This is a genomic window from Actinomadura vinacea (assembly GCF_039532545.1).
In the GTDB taxonomy this organism is placed as follows: Bacteria; Actinomycetota; Actinomycetes; order Streptosporangiales; family Streptosporangiaceae; genus Spirillospora; species Spirillospora vinacea.
This window is the reverse complement of sequence record NZ_BAAARW010000039.1, coordinates 287525-305193: the sequence shown is the minus strand read 5'-3', so window position 1 is coordinate 305193 and position 17669 is coordinate 287525. Positions and strand designations below refer to the sequence as shown.

Below are 17669 nucleotides of genomic sequence, written 5' to 3'. Positions count from 1 at the left end.
GTGGCGTGCCGCTCACCGGCGGGCGGCGCCGGACGGTTCCGCGGTGGGCTCGGGCCGGGGCAGGTCCCCCAGCGCGAAGGCGACCGCCTCGTCGAACCCGAGCCGGGCGGCCGCCTGGTAGAGGGCCTCGTACTCGCGGTCGCCCAGGGACTCCCGGGCCTGCGTCTCGCACTGGTGGTGCGGCCCGTTGAAGTACACCGACCCGAACAGCGGGAGCCCCACGGTGCGCCAGATCCGGCCGGCGGCACCCTGCAGCGCGGCGGCGTCCCGGCCGTTTCCGCCCATGAGCTGAATGAACGCGAGCAGCTCGACGGACAGCACGGTGCACACCAGGTCGTGGAAGGCATGGCTGAGCCGCACGCCTTCGCGGGCCCGGGCCATGGCCTCGTCCATGCGTCCCGCGGTCAGGGCCGCGAACGCCATCACGTAGAGGGCGTAGGCCTTGACCCATTGCTCGTCGTGCTGCTCGCAGATGGCGTGGACCTGCTCGCACATGCCGGCCGCGGTCGCCAGATCCCCTTGGAAGGCGGTGTTCATCGCGAACTCGACGCGGGCCATGATGACGCTGGTGTTCAGCTCGCCGAGCGCCTCGTAGTGTTCGAGCGTCTCCTTGAACAGGACTTCCGCGAGCGCGTGCTCGTCGTTGACCAGGGCGACGCAGCCGAGCCGGTGGACGGCGTTGGCCAGGGCCGTCCGGTCGTCGAGCTCCATGGCCTCGGCCTGGCTCTCCTCCAGGTTCGTCACCGCGCCGCTGCTGTCCCCCTGCTTGATGGCGACATAGCCGTTGACCCACAGCGCCTTGGCCCTCGTGCCGCTCGGCTCCGGGTCGAGCGACAGAGCACGGTCCAGCCAGTAACGACCCTCGCTGAGGAATCCGCACCCGACCCAGTAGAACCACATTGACGCGGCCATGTGCAGGCCGGTGCGCGCCTGGCCGGGGGTGGTGAGGCAGTACCCCAGTGCGGCGACCACGTTCACGTGTTCCTTGTGCAGGCGCTGGAACACCTCCGTTTGGACGGAGCCGAACCAATGCTGTTCGCCCCATTCGGCGAGCCGCAGGTACCAGTCCCGGTGCCGCCGCCCCAGGAGCTCCTGCTCGCCCAGCTCGCGCAGCCATTCGGCCCCGTACTCGCGCAGGGTGTCCAGCAGCCGGTAGCGCGTGGAGCCGCCGCGGTCGTTCCGCAGCAGGATCGACTTGTCGACCAGGGCGTCCAGGAGCTGGGGCACGGCGTTCATGGGCAGGACGTCGTCGCCGCAGACATGCTCGACCGCGCTCGTGTCGAAGTCGTCGGGGAAGACCGACAGGCGGGCCCACAGCAGCCGCTCGCGCGGGGCGCACAGCTCGTGGCTCCACCCGACCGTGGTCCGCAGCGCCTGATGGCGGGACGGCGTCTCCTGGCCGTCGTCCACCAGCAGGCGGAACCGGTCGTCCAGCCGGCTCGCCACCTGCTCCAGCGACAGGGTGCGGAGCTGCCCCGCGGCGAGTTCGATGGCCAGCGGGAGCCCCTCCAGCAGGCGGCACAGCCGGGCCACGGTCTCCGCGTTCGGTTCGGTGACGGAGAAGCCCGGCACGACGGCCGAGGCGCGCTGCTCGAACAGCCTCATCGCGTCCGTCCGGAGCGCGCCGCCCCCGGGCACGGGAGAGGTGACCAGCGGCTCGACCGTCAGGACCCGCTCCCCCCGCACCATGAGCGGCTGCCTGCTGGTGACCAGCACGCGCACTCCGGGCGCGGCGTCCAGCAGGATCTTCACCATCAGCGCGCAGGCGTCGGTGAGGTGCTCGCAGGTGTCCAGGACGAGCAGCAGCCGCTTGTCGGCCAGGTGCTCGGCGACGACGTCCAGCCGGGGACGGGAGGTGTTGTCCACGATCCGCAGCGCCCTGCCGACCGCGTGTCCCAGCAGCGCGCCGTCGCGCAGACCGGCCAGCTCGACGAGCCACGCGCCGTCGGGGAACTCCCCGGCCAGCTCGCGCGCGGCGCGCAGCGCGATCCTGGTCTTGCCGACGCCGCCGACGCCGGTCACCGTCACCAGCGGGGAACGCCGGCACAGGTCCGTGAGCTCGGCCAGCTCACGGCCCCGTCCCACGAAACCGGTCGTCTCGGGCGGCAGGTCACCGAGCCGCCGGGTCATGAATTCGGTCATGCTCGCCTCGTTTCGTCGCTCTCGAGGGCGGACAGGGAACGCGGGCCGACCGCGTCGTCGGCGTCGGCCGCGGCATCGGTTCCGGCTCCGGTTTCGGTTTCGCAACGCAGCAGGAGCACGCCGGCCTCGTCGTCCAGGAGGCCCGACACGTGTTGGAGCAGTTCGGCGCCGAGGGTGTCCACGATCGTGTCCGGGTCCGCGCCCGCGCGCTCGGCCAGCCGTTCGGCGAGCGGAAAGGCCGCGCCCTGCGCGTCACGCGCCTGGGTCACCCCGTTCGTGCAGATCAGGAGCAGGTCCCCGGGGGCGAACGGGACGCTCATCGCCTCGTTCCAGCCGTCCAGGTCCAGCAGGCCGAGCGGCGGCATCACCGGCAGCGGCTCCACGGTGGAGACCCGTCCCTCGCGCAGCAGCAGCGGTGGCGGATGACCGCAGCACACCATCTCCGTACGGCCGCCGTCCGCGCGGACCGTCATCAGAAGCGCGGCGACGGCGTCCTCGGCGGTGTCCGGACGGGCCAGCGCGCCGTGCAGCCGCTCGGCCAGCCCCGAGAGCCTCGGCTCGTGCGGCGCCAGCTCCCGGAACGCGGCGAGCACGGCCTCGGCCGCCCGCTCCCCTTTCCGTCCTTTGGCCAGGGCGTCGGCGGAGAGCACCCGGACGCCGAACGGGGTGTCGACGATCGCCGTGGCGTCGCCTCCCAGCCGCGCGCCGGCGGCCGGCTTCAGGCGGCGGCGCACCGTCCGCACCTGGCTCGCCTCCGCATGGGACGGAGGCTCCGCCGGCCGGTCGAACGAGTCGCGCACCTCCATGAGGATCTCCCGGGTCTCCTCCGGGGACGCGCTCTCGACCGACAGCCGCTCCATCACGCGGAGGTGCAGCTCGATGTCGTCGATCCGCTCCAGGTAGGCCGCGCCGACGAGGTTCTCCAGGTAGACCGCGTCGGGCACCTCGGGGTCGGGGAACCGCATGATGGTGAAGGCGCCGGCTTCGGCGGGGTGACCGCCGAACCGGAACGGCATGACCTGGATGATCACGTTCGGCCGGCGGGACAGGGCGAGAAGGTGTTCCAGCTGGTCCCGCATGACCTCCGGGCCGCCGAGCGGACGCCGCAGCGCCGCCTCGTCGATCACCATCCAGAGCCGGAGCGGGTCCGGGCCCCACAGCCGCCGCTGGCGCCGCATGCGCAGGCCGACCCGGCGTTCGATCTCCTCCTCGTCCGCCTCCGGATGCCCCAGTAAGAAGACCGCGCGCGCGTAACCCGGCGTCTGCACCAGGCCGGGGACGAACTGGATCTCGTAGGTCCGGACGAGGGAGGCCGCCTCTTCCAGGCCGAGATAGGTCTGGAACCAGTTCGGCAGCACGTCGCCGTGCCGGTGCCACCAGCCGGGGATGTTGCTCTCCCTGGCCCAGCGCAGCATCGTCTCCCGGGCGCCGCTCTCGGTGACCCCGTACAGGGTGAGCAGGTCGGCGACGTCGCGCTCCTTGAAGCCGACGCGCCCCAGCTCCAACCGGCTGATCTTGGATCCGGACGACCGGATGGCGTAACCGGCATCGTCGCGGCTGATGCCGCACGCCTCGCGCAGCCGCCGCAGCTGTGCGCCCAGCACCAGACGGCGCACCGTCGAGCCCGGCGCGGAGTCATCGACGGCCACACTGCCCTCCCTGTCTTGGCGCCGCTATCGCCGGACGCACCGTGTCCACGGCACAGCAGGCAGTGTGCCAGCCCTGCTCCGATTTCAAGGGCGTTTGGCCGGATAGTGCCGATCGTACGCGCCCGCTAAGCGCGAGCGCGGCGGCTGTGCGCGTACTTGGCCGGAGGCGTCCCGACCACGGCGGTGAAATCGCGGGTCAGGTGGGCCTGGTCGCAGTAGCCCAGGTCGTCGGCCAGGGCGGCCCAGTCGATGGGGACGCCCTGGTCGGCGCGGGTGGCCGCCTCGTGGAGGCGGGCCCGGCGCAGCACCCATTTGGGACCCGCCCCGACGTACTCGGCGAAGAGCCGCTGGAGCGTGCGTACGGAGACGTTCAGCAGCGCGGCGGCCTGATCGACGCGGAACAGGACCGGGTCGGCGGTGACGCGCTCGACCATGGCCGCGACCTGCTCGGCGACCGGGTCCGGGGCGGGCAGGCGGGGCAGCAGGAACCGCTCGGCCAGGTCGACCATCGCGGTCAGGTCGCCGCTCTCGAGAACGGCCGCGGAGACCTCTTCGACCGCGGGGCCGAAGAAGTCCGCGGCCGGGAACCGGCGGTCGGCCAGCCCGATGACGGGCTCCGCCGTGAACGGCCGGAAGCAGCCGGGACGGAACTTCACCCCGAGGACCTGCCCCCGGCCCTCGAGCCGGCGGGCGAACAGGCTGCGGTCGACCCCGTAGACCAGCGGCGCCGGCGCCTCGAAGACGAGGTGGACGTTCGGATGGGTGAGCACCTTGGTCTCGTACGGCTCGGGGGTGTTCCAGCGGACGTGCCAGTAGTACTGCACGAAGCGCGCGACGGCCGGGCTCGGGGCTCGGCGGTTCACGTCGACGAAGGCGGCCTGTTCGTGCGGATGGAGCACGCCGCGTCCAAGATCCCCCACATGGGCCAGCGTACTTGGCGCGATTCTCCAAGAAGCCGCCGCCGCGGCCTCCCTAGCGTTGCTCGGGTGAACGATCTGCACACCCACATGAAGGAATGCGCTGCCGAGGCCGCCCGGATCGCCCGCGGCGTCCCCCAAGAGCGGCTGGACGACCCGACCCCGTGCGGGGAGTTCGACCTTCGGGCGCTCGTGAACCACTGGGTGCTCTATACCTCCCACGGGCTGGAGCACCGGGCGCTGCGCAAGCAGCTTCCCGAGGCGCTCGCCGAGCGCGACTTCACCGCGGACGAGGCGTGGCCGCAGGAGTACGCCGCACAGCTCGACCGCGCGGTGGCGGCCTGGGCCGACCCGGCCGCGTGGGAGGGCGAGATCGACCTGGGGTTCGCGGCCGAGCCCGCGCCCAAGGTCGCCGCACAGCTGATCACGGAGTTGGCCGTCCACGGCTGGGACGTCGCCAAGGCCACCGGACAGGAGTTCCGCGTCTCGGCGGAGGTCGGCGGGTTCCTGCTGGGCGTCGTCGAGGAGCACGCGGAGATGTACCGGCAATACGACGGCTTCGCCGACCCGGTCGCCGTGGCGGCGAACGCCCCGGCCTTCCACCGGGCCCTCGCCGCCTCCGGCCGCGACCCGGGCTGGGAACGGCAGGCCTGACGGAGCGCAGCCTTAGGAGGTCAGGTCCGGTCAGTCGCGTTTGCGCGCCGTCCCGTCGATGACGAGGCCGAGCCCCATGCCCAGCAACACCACGTCCTTGGCCAGCAGGGTGCCTTCCTGGGTAGGGCCCAGGCTTCCCGGTCTGCGCATCCCCGGCGTGCGCAGGTACATGCCGACCAGGCCGGCCGCGAACGCCGTCAGTCCTGCCCCGGCCAGGGCCGCCGGGACGCCGGGCAGTATCAGCGCGGCACCGAGCGCGATCTCGCCGCCGGACAGCAGCCGGGCGAACTTCTTCGGGGGCAGCTTGCCGAAGAACGGATACACGTTCGCGGCCATGCCATGGAGCCGCGCGGCGGTCTGCTCGTCCGCGCCGCGTATCAACAGCCCCTGGTCCAGGATGAGCGCCCCGGCCGCCAGCCGTGGCGGCACTCGCCGGAGTTCGATCTTTCTGCGCATCGGGCCCCCGCCCCCTCGATCGGATCTTGCTGCGGCCATACCCGACGCCGCCGGGCATGTAACGAGCGGGCCCCAAGGGCGCCCTCCGCCGCGGTCAGGATCGGTCCCGCTGCGCCCGCAGCTGCTCCCGGAACCAGTGGTAGGACGCCTTGGGGGTGCGTTCCCGGGTGGCGAAGTCGACGTGGACGAGGCCGAACCGCTGGTCGTAGCCCTCGGCCCACTCGAAGTTGTCCAGCAGCGACCAGACGAAATAGCCGCGGACGTCCACGCCGGCCTCCATGGCCCGGTGCACCGCGCGCAGGTGGCCGTCCAGGAACTCGATCCGCTCCCGGTCGGGACGGCCCGCCTCGTCCCGCTGGGAGCAGCCGTTCTCGGTGATCAGGATCGGGGGCAGCGCGTCCCCGTACCGGTCGCGCAGGTACAGCAGCAGTTCCCGCAGGCCGTCGGGGACGACCGGCCAGCCGAACGCGGTGACCGGGCATCCCTCGATCGGGACGTCCTCGAAGGGCAGCGCGGCGGATTCGAGCCGCTCCCCCACCTCGCTCAGCACCGACGGCCCGCCGCCGGCCCGGGACCCGGCGCCCGGCGCGGCGACCATCGTCGGGCTGTAGTAGTTGACGCCGAGACGGTCGGGGGGCGCCGAGATGACCCGGAGGTCGCCGTCCCGGACGAACGGGAGCCCGGGGCCGATCCCGAAGGCCGACAGGTCCGGGTAGGCGCCCAGGAGGAGCGGGTCGGTGAACAGCCGGTTCTGCAGTGCGTCGAGGGCGTCCGCGGCGGCCCGGTCGCCCGCCGAACCGCCGGCCGCGCGGACGGGGCTGTAGTTGTTGGTGATCGCCACCTGGCCGGAGACCCGTTCCCGCAGCACGGGCACGGCGAGCCCGTGGCCGAGGAGGAGGTGGTGCGCGGCCGGGAGGGCGTCCAGGAGCAGGGCCTGCCCCGGCGCGTGGGTGCCGAGGCCGTAGCCCTCGGTCATGTGGACGAACGGCTCGTTCAGGGTGATCCAGACCGCCACCCGGTCGCCCAGCCGGTCGGCGACGAGAGCGGCGTAGTCGGCGAAGCGGTGGGCGGTGTCGCGGTTCATCCAGCCGCCGCCGTCCTGGAGCGCCTGCGGGAGGTCCCAGTGGTAGAGCGTGAGCGCGGGAGCGATGCCCCGTTCGGTGAGCGCGTCGACGAGGCGCTCGTAGAAGTCCAGGCCCTTGGGGTTGGCGCGGCCCCGGCCCGCGGGCTGGATCCGCGGCCAGGCGACCGAGAACCGGTAGGCGTTCACGCCGAGGCCGGCCATCAGCGCGACGTCCTCGGGCCAGCGGTGGTAGTGGTCGCAGGCGACCGCTCCGGTGTCGCCGTTCTTGACGCGGCCGGGCTCGGCGCAGAAGGCGTCCCAGATGCTCGGGCCGCGGCCGTCCGCCGTCACCGCCCCTTCGATCTGGTACGCCGCCGTGGCCGTCCCCCAGAGGAAGCCCTCGGGGAAGCGGGGCAGCCGCTCTTCGGCGGTCACAACGTCACACACTAACCGACACCGCGGGATAAGCCACGGGCCCTATCCTGGACGGCGTCTCAACCCTCAGTCCGGGTGCCGGGTCCGACGTGTTCGCGCCGGCCCGGCCACAGCCGCGCCCTCCGCCTGCGATCATCCTGTGATCGGGCATCGATCCGCCGCGACGAGGCCCGCCGCGCTGCTCGCGGCGGGAAGGAGGGTGATGATGTCGCCGCCTGCCGTGTCCAGCCCGCCCCAGGCGCCGAGCACCGCGGAAGGGCCGGACCGCTTGGCGACGCTGCGGCGGCACCGGCGCTGGCTGCTCCCCTTGGTCGCCCTAGCGCTCCTCGCCCAGATGGCGGCCGCGATGCTCACGACCGCCGTCCAGCAGACCCCGACCATCGACGAGCCGGTGTACGTGGGCGCGGCGGCGTCCTACATGGAGCAGCACAGCCTGCGCTACAACCCCGAGCACCCTCCGCTGGGCAAGCTGGTCATCGGGGCCGGTCTGGCGCTCACCGACGTCCACCTCGCCCCGGGGTTCACCGGCACCCAGGAGGAGCTCGGACGGCGCGTGCTGTACGAGTGGGGCAACGACGCCGGCCGGGTGATGCTGATGGCGCGGCTGCCGATGATCGTGCTGACGCTGCTGTTCGGCCTGGTGGTCCTGGCGTTCGCCACCGACCTCACCGGCAGGGCCGGAGGGCTGGCGGCGCTCGCCCTGTACACCCTTTCGCCCGACGTCATCGCGCACGGCTCGCTGGCCACCCTCGACGTTCTCTCCGCGGGGCTGCTGCTGACGTCGGCGTGGCTGCTGTGGCGGGCCCGCCGCCGTCCCCTGCTGTACCTTCCTCTGGCCGGGGCGGCGCTCGGGGCGGCCCTTGCCACGAAGATGAGCATGCTGGCGGCCGTTCCGGTGCTGCTGCTCCTGGCCCTGCTGTCGGCCTGGTCGGCCGTCCGTGCTCCCGGCGACCCGGCGGGCGAATCCGGTGCGGACGCTTCCGGCCCGCGCCCTGGCAAGGCGCGGATCGCCGTCCTCAGCGTGGCGGCGGCGGCCGGGGTGGCGCTGGTCGCGGTCGTCGTGGTGTGGGCGAGCTACCTGGCCGTCGACCCGCGGTTGCGCTGGGTCACGCCTCAGACCGTGCCCGCCGTCGACGGCCTGCGCGGGCTCGCGGTCGGCTGGCTGCCGTTCCCCGAGCCGTTCCGGGACGGGATGCGCGTCCAGTTCGGCATGGAGGACCGGGTCTGGGGCGGGTTCCTGTTCGGCCGCCATTACCAGGGTTCGCTTTGGTACTACCAGCCGGTCGCGCTGCTGGTGAAGACCCCGCTCGGGATGCTGGCCCTGTGGGCCGCGGGTGCCGCCGCGATGGTGAGCGTGCGGCGGTTGCGCGCCGCGGCGCCGTACGTGCTCCTGGCGCCGGGTGTGCTGCTGGCCGTGGCCATGAACGGGTCCCGCGACTTCGGCACCCGGTACGCCGTCTTCGTTCCGCTCTTCCTGGCCGTGGCCGCGGCCGGTGTGCTCGCGCTGCGTCGGCGGTGGCGGTGGACGCCCGTCGCCGCGGCGGCGCTGCTCGCCTTCGTCGCGGCCAGCTCGCTGCGCACGTTCCCGTACTACCTGCCGTACTCCAACGAGGCCTTCGGCGGGCCGTCGAAGACCCATCTGCGTTTGCACGACTCCAACGTGGACTGGGGCCAGGATCTGGGACGGCTCGCCGACCGGCTCCGGGAACGCCATCCCGGCGAGAAGGTCTGGCTCGTCTACAAGGGCAGCGGCGTGCCGTCGTACTACGGCATCCGCGCCTCCGACCCGCTCAAGGTGCCGCCCGGCCAGGTCAAGGGGCTGCTGGTGGTGTCCGACACCTCGATCGCCAAGGCCGGGGGAAGGCTGGCCCGGCTGATCGACGGCAGCGAGCGGATCGGCACGGTGGGGCACTCGATCACGATCTTCCGCAGGGGCTGACCCCGCGTGTTCGGGGCACGATGGGGTCGCCGTGCTGGCAGACTCCCCTTGTGAACGCCCCGCCGCGCTTTGATCGACCGCCTGCCCAGGACGTCGACGGCGACGGCGGCGACGCCGACGACAGCGGCGGCGGGACGGATGCGCCCGGCCGCGGCCCGTGGCGAAGGCGTCCCATCGTGGCACGGACGATCACCGTGCTCGCCGGTGTGCTGGTGCTGTCCGCCCTCGTCGCGCCGGACGAGGCGGAGCACCTCACGCCCGGCGCGTTCGTGCGCATCCCGCTGGAGGGCGTGCTCGGCGTCGTCCTGCTCCTCGCGCTGCCGCCGCGGGCGAGGCGGGTGCCGGCGATCCTGGCCGGGGGCGCACTGGGCCTGCTGACCGTCCTGAAGATCATGGACCTCGGCTTCTCCGCGGTCCTCGCCCGGCCGTTCGACCCGGTGCTCGACTGGATCTCGATCGGGGCCGCGGTGGAGTTCCTCGGCGGATCGATCGGCGGGGCCGGGGCGGTCGCCGCCGCGGTCGCGGCCGTGGTGCTCGCCGCCGGCCTGGTCGTCCTCATGGCGGCGTCGGTCCTGCGCCTGACCCGCGCGGCGGTCCGGCACGGCGGGGCGACGGCCGGGACGGCGTCGGTGCTCGGGGTGGTCTGGGGCATGTGCGCGGCCCTGGGCGTGCAGATCGTCCCGGACACGCCGGTCGCCTCCACCGGCGCGGCGTCCCTCGCCCACGACCGTGTGCTCGACGTGCGCGCGGGCCTGCGGGACCGGAAGACGTTCGCCGCGCAGGCCGCCGTGGACGCCTTCCGCGACACCCCGGGCAAGGACCTGCTGGGCGGGCTGCGCGGCAAGGACGTGCTGCTGGCCTTCGTCGAGAGCTACGGGCGCGACGCGGTCGAGGACCCGCGGTACGCGCCGCAGGTCGGCGCGCTCCTGGACGACGGCGGCCGCCGGCTGCGCGAGGCCGGGTTCGCCTCCCGCAGCGGCTGGCTCACCTCGCCGACCGCGGGCGGGGGCAGCTGGCTGGCCCATGCCACGCTGCTGTCCGGTCTGTGGATCGACAACCAGCAGCGCTACCACAGCCTCGTCGGCAGCGACCGCCTGACGCTCAACCGGGCCTTCAACCGGGCGGACTGGCGCACCGTCGGCCTCATGCCGGGCGTCACCAGGGCCTGGCCGGAGGGGAGGTTCTTCGGCTTCGACCAGGTCTACGATTCCCGTCAGCTGGGGTACCGCGGCCCGCGCTTCAGCTTCGCCACCATGCCCGACCAGTACACCCTCGCGGCCTTCGAGCGGCTGGAGCGCGCCAGGCGCGACCGTGCCCCGGTCATGGCGGAGATCCCGCTGGTCTCCAGCCACGCGCCCTGGGCGTCGGTCTCCCGGCTCGTCGACTGGGACAGGATCGGGGACGGCTCGGTCTACAACGGCGCACCCGGCGCCGGCATGCCGCCGTGGCCCGACCGCGGCCGGGTCCGCACCGAGTACCGGCGTTCCATCGAGTACACGCTGGGCTCCCTCATCTCCTACATGGAGAAGTACGGCGACGACGACCTCGTGCTCGTCTTCCTCGGCGACCACCAGCCCACCCCGCTCATCACCGGCGACGGCGCGGGCCGGGACGTCCCGATCACCATCGTCGCCCGCGACCCGGCCGTCCTGGACCGGATCTCCGGATGGGGCTGGCAGGACGGCCTCAAGCCCGGCCCGAAGGCCCCGGTCTGGCCGATGCACACCTTCCGCGACCGCTTCCTGAGCGCCTTCTCCTGACCTCCGGACCTGCCCGCGCCGGGTCAGCGGTTCGCGACGCCGTACAGGAGCGTCTCGATCAGCCTGGAGGACAGCGCGTCCGGGTCGTCGGGAGTGCCGGCCGGCGTCGAGGCGTCGTGCCCTGACGATGCCCCGTGCGCCGTTTCGGCCAGGAGCGCGAGGTAGGCGCGCCGGATCCAGGTCACGTCCGCGTCGCCGGGGAGGATCCCCGACTCCTTGGCCCGGGTGAAGACCAGTTCGCACTCGGCCATGACGTCGGCCTGCACGGCCTGCGCCTCCGCGGCGAGCGGCACCGGGCGGGCCAGCGTGAAGCGCCAGTCCCGCTTGATCTGGAGGATGTTGGCGGTGGCCTGGTGCAGCGCGACCAGCGGCGGGGCGGTGTGCGGCCGCGCGGCGCCGACGGCGCCGGCGATCTCCCGCCACGCGGTGGTCTCCATGGCCTCGATCAGCGCCTCGCGGCTGGCGAACCTGCGGTGGACGGTCGTCCTGGCGACCCCGGCGGCCTCGGCGATCTGCTCCATCGTGGCCGCCGGGTGCGCCCCGAGCAGCCGCTCGGCGGCCGTGATGATCGCGCGGACGCTGCGCTCGGCGTCCGCGCGCAGGCGTCTACCGCTCGTCGCAGTCATGGAGGGCAGACTACAGCACTGATCCGTATCCACTCAGATCTGCTACAGTTTGTTTTAGTTATCGCTCTACTTGAAGCTTTTTCGATGCAGAAAGGGCTTGAACATGGCCAAGACCGCTCTGGTGACCGGCGCGTCCTCCGGGATCGGCGCCGAGTTCGCCCGCCGGCTCGCCGGCACCGGACATGACCTGGTGCTCGTCGCGCGCACCCGGCCCAGGCTCGACGCGCTGGCCGACGAGCTGACCGCGCGCCACGGCGTGCGGGCCGAGGTCATCGGCCAGGACCTGGCGGCGCCCGACGCGGGCGCCCTGGTGGCCGGGGAACTCGCCGCCCGCGGACTCGCCGTCGACCTGCTCGTCAACAGCGCCGGGTTCGGGACGGCGGGGCGCTTCGAGCGCATCGCCGCCGAGCGCGAGCACGACGAGCTGATGGTCAACGTCGTCGCCCTGGTGGACCTCACCCACGCGCTGCTGCCCGGCATGCTCGCCCGGGGCTCCGGCGCGGTCGTCAACATCGGGTCCACCGCGGGGTTCACCATCTCCCCCTACTTCGCGACATATGCCGCGTCCAAGACCTTCGTCCTCAACTTCGGTCTCGCCCTGTGGAGCGAGCTGCGCGGGTCGGGCGTGAAGGTGCTGACCGTCGCCCCAGGCCCGGTCGACACCCCGTTCTTCGACGCGATCGGCTCGCGCAAGGCCGCCATCGGGGCCAAGATGAGCACCCCGGGGCAGGTCGTCACCGCGGCGCTGCGCGCTCTCGAACGCGACCGCGGCTACGTGGTGCCCGGCCGCGGCAACATCGGCCTCGCGCACCTGATGCCCAGGCGCCCCCGCAAGCTCATCGCGCTGATCGGGCGGCGGGTCACCAGGGAGGTCGCCGACGACCTCACCCCCGCGATCCCTTGATGCCCGAACCGCCCGTTCGCGGTCGTGTTAGCCTCCCTGGCGGCCGACCGAAGCAGGGGGTAGCGATCAATACCTATGAGTTCGCCACCATGGAATGGCTCTGGGATCAGGACTCCCTGCGGCTCACGCTGCCGGGCGGGGACGAACGGATGTACACCGGCGGCTACAACGAGGTCGTCGCGATCCTCAACGACCTCGGCGGGCAGGGCTGGGACGTGGCCTCCAGCACCGCCTCCGCGAACTGGCTCTTCTGGACGCTCCGCCGCCAGTACTGAGCCGCGATCCGGCGGTGCTCGGGCACGGCCGTTGCGGGAACGCGGCCCAGGCCCCCTCCCGCGGACGCGGCGGCGGGGACGGGCGCCGCGCCGGAGAACCGGGTGGTGCTGATCGGCGTGCCGCCCTGGCCACGGCACTCGCGGCCCGTCCCGGCACCGGGCAGGCCACCGAGTAGACCGCCGGGTAGGCCGCCTACCGGCCGGCGTGCCGGACGCTGTACGGGGGCACCGAGCAGCCGGTCAGCGCCGCGGCGTCGATGGAGACGGGCCGGTAGGCGCAGCGCTCCAGCCGCCCGGTCATCACGGCGAGCGGATCGGCGATCTCGTCGGCCCTGCCGAAAAGGAACGACCACTCGTGCTCGTCCGACCCGAAATAGGCGACAGTGGGAAAGGTCTCCGCGAAGCGTTTCCACGACCGGACGAGGGTCGTGTTGCGCCAGAGCGTGGCGCAACCGGCCTGCGAAACCGCCACCCCGCCGGGCGCGAGGACCGACCGGCACATTCTCAGGAATTCGACGCCGTAGAGCCGGTTGTGCTGTTCGTTCTCGTCGTCTCCCTCGTCGGGCAGGTCGACCAGGACGATGTCGTACGCGGCGGCGCCGGCCTTCGACGCGACGAACTCCCAGCCGTCGGCGTAGTGCATCCGTACCGGGCCGTCGTGGCGCTCGGCCCGGTCGAGTTCCTCGGGCGTGTAGCCGTACGGGAGCAGGCGGGCGCACAGTTCGACGGCCTCGCGGTCGATGTCCACGTGGTCGATCCTGGCGGCCCCGGCGGTGCGGGCCATCTGGCTGACCACGCCCTCGCTGGAGCCGATGACCAGCACCGACTCGACGCGGTCGGCGAGCAGCAGGGCGGGCACCAGCAGGGCCTCGTGGTAGACGAGCTGGCTGAACTCGCTGCTCTGCCGGTCGTTCCCGCAGAACAGGGTGACGCCCTGCGCGGTCTTGGCGATGACGACGTGCTGGAAGGCGGTGTCGCCCGCCCAGAGCACCTCATCCAGCCGCCAGACCCGTTTCAGCCCGTCGCCCAGAGGTTCCTCGATGTACCCGGAGTTCTCTGACCCGATCAAACGCTTCCTCGCAATCCCGTGTCGGTTCGGTGGTCGATGCAATGGGTCGGCAGCGGCGGGAATCCGTTGAAGCCCACGGAGGAGTAGCTCGCGGTGTAGGCGCCGGCGTTGAGAATGTGCAGACGGTCGCCGGGGCCCAGGTCCGTCGGCAGGTGGTAGACGTTCCGCTGGTAGATGATGTCGTCGCCGTCGCAGGTCGGCCCGGCCAGGATCACCGGGCCCGGCGGGCCGTCCTTGTCCGGCGAGGCGATCCGGTAGGTGATGGCCTCGCCCTCGGCCTCGGCCAGGCCGTTGTAGCGGCCGACGTCGAGGTAGACCCAGCGCCGCCCGTCCGCCGGGCCCCGGTCCGCGACGAGGACGACCTCGGTCTGGAGGAGGCCGGCGTCGCCGACGATGAACCGTCCCGGCTCGAGGACCAGGCGCGGCGTTCCGGCGTCCGCGCCCATCGGGCCGAAGTGCCGGTCGATCGACTCTGCGATGGCCGCGACGTAGTCCCGCAGCGGCGGCGTCCGCTGCGTGTAGCGGCCGGGCAGGCCGCCGCCGATGTTCAGTGCGTCGAGCACCGTGCCGGCGGCGGCCAGTTTCGCGGTCACGGTGGCCGCCTCGGCGATCCCCGCGTCCCATGCCCGGGGGTCCAGCTGCTGGGAGCCGACGTGGAAGGACACCCCGCCCGCCCTCAGGCCGAGCTCGGCGGCGCGCTGGAGGAGCCGCACGGCCGTCTCCGGTGAGCAGCCGAACTTCCCTCGGAACGGGGTCAGCGCGCCGGTGTCCTCGAGGAGGATCCGGCAGAACACCGAGGAGCCCGGTGCGGCGGCGGCGATGTTCTCCAGGTCCTGGAGGCTGTCGGTCGTGAACGTCCTGACGCCCATCGAATGGGCGTACTCGATGTCGGCCCTCTTCTTGATCGTGTTGCCGTAGGAGAGCGACTCCGGCCGCGCGCCCTCCGCCAGGCACAGAGCGACCTCGCCCGGACTCGCGACGTCGAACCCGGCTCCCGAACGGGCGAGCAGCCCGACCACCTCGGGCGCGGGATTGGCCTTGACCGCGTAGAGAAGATCGGCTTCGGGCCAGGAGCCGGCCAGTGCCCGGTAGCGGTCCCGCACCGTTTCCAGATCGATGACCAGGCACGGGCTCGCGGGCGCGTGCTCGTCGAGGAAGCGCCTGATGCGGGCGTGCCCGCCGGTCTCGTCCGTCATGATCCTCCCCAGGTCGCACCGGCCGCCGGCGAGATGGAACGGCCGCTACATCTTGCCGCGTCGCGGGCACCGCTATGGCCCGGGTTTGCTGCCGCCGCCGGCCTCCGTGAGGAAGAACGCGCCCGTCAGGCCGAGGACGAGCCCTCCGAGCAGGCCGCTCAGCAGGGTGAGGTCGGCCGCCGGAGACCTGTCCGCCGCGAGGGCGCCCGGCTGCGCCAGCGTCCCCAGGAGCGAGGCGAGCGCGAAGGTGAACGTCGCGCCGCTGCCGAGCCAGGCGGCGCTCAGCGGAACCCATAGCCGGCCGGTGCGGCCCGCGCCGCCGCGGCCATGGACCAGCGCGAGCGTCCCGGCCGCTCCGGCCAGGGCGAGCAGGCCCCACACCACCGTGACCGTCTGCTGGACCACCGTCCGGTCCAGGCTCCCCGGAGGCAGCCCCGCGGTGCCTCCGAGACCCCAGTAGAGATTCACGGCGGCGTAGCCGAGCGCGGGCAGCGAGGCCGCGAGCGCGAGGAAGCTCTGCGCGGCATGGGTCGCGCCGGCGGGCAGGTCGCGGGTGCGTGCGGTGAGCAGGCCCGCCCACCTGTCGCGCGCGTACAGGACGAAGGCGGTCAGGAGCCCGAGCCCTTGAAGGACGAAACCGGTGTAGACGATGACGTACACCCAGCTCTGGAGCCCGCCCTGGTCCGCGGTGGCCGGGGCCGGACCGCCGCTGATCGTCTGGATCACCAGGCCCGGCGGCAGGCCCAGGACGATCGGCGCGAGCAGCCCGGTGCCGACCCAGATCGGGACGATCACCAGCCAGGCGGGCAGGCGCCGTCCCCAGGGGTGGGTGAAGGCCAGGGCCACCAGGACGGCGACCGCGTCCATGCCCATCGTGATCGCGTTGGCCGCGTAGATCGCGGCCCCTTCGGCCATTTCTTCGTCGTTCCAGCCGATCGTGCTTCCGGAGAGCCAGGCCAGCTTCAGGACGATGTACGGCACGCAGGCGGCGATCGTCGCGTAGCAGACCGCGAGGCGCACCGCGCTCGGGCGGCCGCGGCCGGGCGGCGCGGGCATCGTCGAAGTGGACGCGCTTGAGATCATGCCCTAGAGACTGCGCCGCTCACCGGCGCGCCGCCTCCCGCCCGAAGGTGGCCCCGCTCCCTCGTGCGGGGGAGGCGGCGCCCGCGGATCAGGCGGGTGGGGAGGGGTCCAGCATGGCCTGGGTGGCTTCTTCGACGATGTCGCGCATGGCGCGCTCGGCCGCCTCGGCGTCGCCGGCCTGGACGGCCTGGGCCACCTCGGCGTGCCAGCGGATCGCGAAGGGTTCGGGACGGGCGGGCATCAGGTGGTGGTGCGTCCGGCCGGTCAGGACGGCGGCGACCACGTTGCTGAGCGCACCGAGCATCTCGTTGCCGGACGCCTCCAGCAGGGTCCGGTGGAAGAGGATGTCGGCGGCCAGGTAGGCCTCCAGGTCGCCGGACCTGCCGTGCACCGACATCTCCATGACCGCGCCGGTGAGGGCGCCGCACTGCGCGGGCGTCGCGCGGACGGCGGCCAGCGCCGCGGCCACCGGCTCGATGCCGCGGCGCAGCTCGCTGAGCGACCGCAGCTGCTCGTCGCGGCCCGCGCCGTCCAGGCGCCAGGCGATGATGCGCGGGTCGAACAGGTTCCAGCCCGCGCGCGGCGCGACCGTGATGCCGACCCGGCGACGGCTGGTCACCATCCCCATCGACTCCAGGACCCGGATCGCCTCGCGGACCACCGAGCGGGACACCCCGAAGCGGGACTCCAGCTGCTCGATCCGCAGCACCTCGCCCGGCCGCAGCCGGGCGGAGGTGATCAGCACACCGAGCTGATCGAGGACGCTGCCGTGGAGTCCGGCCCGGTCGTTGTCCGCCATGGTGCCCAATCATCACATGAGTGCCCAGGTGAGAGCAGATCCAGAGGCAAAAGATCTGATCTTTGCTCTCGACATCTTGTTAAAGGCTGATGATACGTGCCACACTGCGGCAAATATCAGGTGAAAGGTCGGATTCGATGAACGCTCCCGGGCCTCCGCCGCAGCCCCCCGCGGCTCCGCCCCTGCTCGTCGTCATGGGGGTGACGGGCTCCGGCAAGACGACCTTCGGGACGGCGCTGAGCCGGCGGCTGCGGGTGCCGTACGCGGACGCCGACGACTTCCACGGCCCGGCCAACATCGCCAAGATGTCGGCCGGGATCCCGCTCGACGACGCCGACCGGCTGCCCTGGCTGCGGGCGATCGGCACCTGGCTCGCCGAGCACCGGGCCGGCGGCGGCGTGGTCGCCTGCTCCGCCCTCAGACGGCGCTACCGCGACCTGATCCGGGAGCGGACCCCGGCGGTGTCCTTCGTGCACCTGCACGGCGACCCCGAGGCCGTCCGGCGGCGGGTGGCGGCCCGGCCGGACCACTTCATGCCGGCCTCGCTCGTGACCTCCCAGTTCCAGGCATTGGAACCACTCGAACCGGACGAGCACGGGATCGTGCTCGACCTCGACTCCCCCGTCGAGACGCTCGTCGCGTCCTACCTCGCCGCGGCCTCGCGGACCCCGTCCCGGCGGTAGCCCCACCCCCACCCCCACC

16 protein-coding genes are annotated in these 17669 nt (G+C 72.8%); 6 read left to right on the top strand and 10 right to left on the bottom strand.

Going from position 1 to position 17669, the window contains the following annotated elements; all coding sequences use genetic code 11:
- Positions 1-12 precede the first annotated feature (12 nt).
- From ABD340_RS42645 to ABD340_RS42635, 3 genes are all read right to left on the bottom strand, one after another.
- The gene (locus ABD340_RS42645; protein ID WP_344597217.1) at positions 13-2142 is read right to left on the bottom strand and encodes an ATP-binding protein; all 2130 of its coding nucleotides are present in this window, start codon (positions 2140-2142) and stop codon (positions 13-15) included.
- A complete protein-coding gene (locus ABD340_RS42640; RefSeq protein WP_344597215.1) occupies positions 2139-3791 on the bottom strand; it encodes a Scr1 family TA system antitoxin-like transcriptional regulator in 1653 nt (550 codons plus the stop codon). Before ABD340_RS42640 ends, ABD340_RS42645 begins: the two co-directional genes overlap by 4 nt.
- 125 nt (positions 3792-3916) lie before the next feature.
- Complete coding sequence (locus ABD340_RS42635) at positions 3917-4711, bottom strand: DUF6597 domain-containing transcriptional factor (RefSeq protein ID WP_344597214.1); 795 nt, start codon at positions 4709-4711, stop codon at positions 3917-3919.
- Between the two features lie 66 nt (positions 4712-4777).
- Between ABD340_RS42635 and ABD340_RS42630 the strand changes: the two genes are divergently transcribed.
- The gene (locus tag ABD340_RS42630) at positions 4778-5362 is read left to right on the top strand and encodes a TIGR03086 family metal-binding protein (RefSeq protein ID WP_344597212.1); all 585 of its coding nucleotides are present in this window, start codon (positions 4778-4780) and stop codon (positions 5360-5362) included.
- Between the two features lie 30 nt (positions 5363-5392).
- Here ABD340_RS42630 and ABD340_RS42625 read toward each other — a convergent pair whose 3' ends face one another.
- On the bottom strand, positions 5393-5818 hold the full coding sequence (locus ABD340_RS42625) for a hypothetical protein (protein ID WP_344597210.1): 426 nt from the start codon (positions 5816-5818) through the stop codon (positions 5393-5395).
- Positions 5819-5912: 94 nt separating this feature from the next.
- Positions 5913-7316: a glycoside hydrolase family 1 protein gene (locus ABD340_RS42620; protein ID WP_344597209.1), complete on the bottom strand. Its 1404-nt coding sequence runs from the start codon at positions 7314-7316 to the stop codon at positions 5913-5915.
- A 202-nt stretch (positions 7317-7518) separates the two neighbouring features.
- Between ABD340_RS42620 and ABD340_RS42615 the strand changes: the two genes are divergently transcribed.
- Positions 7519-9255, top strand: coding sequence for an ArnT family glycosyltransferase (locus ABD340_RS42615; RefSeq protein ID WP_344597207.1), 1737 nt, complete (start codon positions 7519-7521; stop codon positions 9253-9255).
- Positions 9256-9305: 50 nt separating this feature from the next.
- The gene (locus tag ABD340_RS42610; RefSeq protein WP_344597205.1) at positions 9306-11015 is read left to right on the top strand and encodes an alkaline phosphatase family protein; all 1710 of its coding nucleotides are present in this window, start codon (positions 9306-9308) and stop codon (positions 11013-11015) included.
- Positions 11016-11038: 23 nt separating this feature from the next.
- On the opposite strand, the gene ABD340_RS42605 is transcribed toward ABD340_RS42610, so the two are convergent.
- Positions 11039-11641, bottom strand: coding sequence for a TetR/AcrR family transcriptional regulator (locus tag ABD340_RS42605; RefSeq protein ID WP_344597204.1), 603 nt, complete (start codon positions 11639-11641; stop codon positions 11039-11041).
- Positions 11642-11744: 103 nt separating this feature from the next.
- On the opposite strand from ABD340_RS42605, the gene ABD340_RS42600 reads away from it, so the two are divergent.
- Positions 11745-12545 (top strand): SDR family NAD(P)-dependent oxidoreductase, encoded by an 801-nt coding sequence (locus tag ABD340_RS42600; RefSeq protein ID WP_344597202.1) that lies wholly within the window; start codon positions 11745-11747, stop codon positions 12543-12545.
- Between the two features lie 89 nt (positions 12546-12634).
- Positions 12635-12820, top strand: a complete 186-nt coding sequence (locus tag ABD340_RS42595) for a hypothetical protein (protein ID WP_344597201.1) — start codon at positions 12635-12637, stop codon at positions 12818-12820.
- A 193-nt stretch (positions 12821-13013) separates the two neighbouring features.
- On the opposite strand, the gene ABD340_RS42590 is transcribed toward ABD340_RS42595, so the two are convergent.
- The 4 genes from ABD340_RS42590 to ABD340_RS42575 form a co-directional block, all read right to left on the bottom strand.
- The gene (locus ABD340_RS42590) at positions 13014-13889 is read right to left on the bottom strand and encodes a spermidine synthase (RefSeq protein WP_344597199.1); all 876 of its coding nucleotides are present in this window, start codon (positions 13887-13889) and stop codon (positions 13014-13016) included.
- Positions 13886-15085, bottom strand: a complete 1200-nt coding sequence (locus tag ABD340_RS42585) for a type III PLP-dependent enzyme (protein WP_344597197.1) — start codon at positions 15083-15085, stop codon at positions 13886-13888. The genes ABD340_RS42590 and ABD340_RS42585 overlap by 4 nt, the downstream gene beginning before the upstream one ends.
- 72 nt (positions 15086-15157) lie before the next feature.
- Positions 15158-16141 carry a hypothetical protein gene (locus ABD340_RS42580; protein ID WP_344597196.1) on the bottom strand — a complete coding sequence of 328 codons (984 nt, stop codon included), beginning with the start codon at positions 16139-16141 and terminating at the stop codon, positions 15158-15160.
- A 115-nt stretch (positions 16142-16256) separates the two neighbouring features.
- Entirely contained in the window at positions 16257-16967 is a 711-nt protein-coding gene (locus ABD340_RS42575; protein WP_344597194.1) for a FadR/GntR family transcriptional regulator, read from the bottom strand.
- Positions 16968-17104: 137 nt separating this feature from the next.
- Here ABD340_RS42575 and ABD340_RS42570 point away from each other — a divergent pair, with 137 nt between their 5' ends.
- Entirely contained in the window at positions 17105-17650 is a 546-nt protein-coding gene (locus tag ABD340_RS42570) for a gluconokinase (RefSeq protein WP_344597193.1), read from the top strand.
- Positions 17651-17669 lie beyond the last annotated feature (19 nt).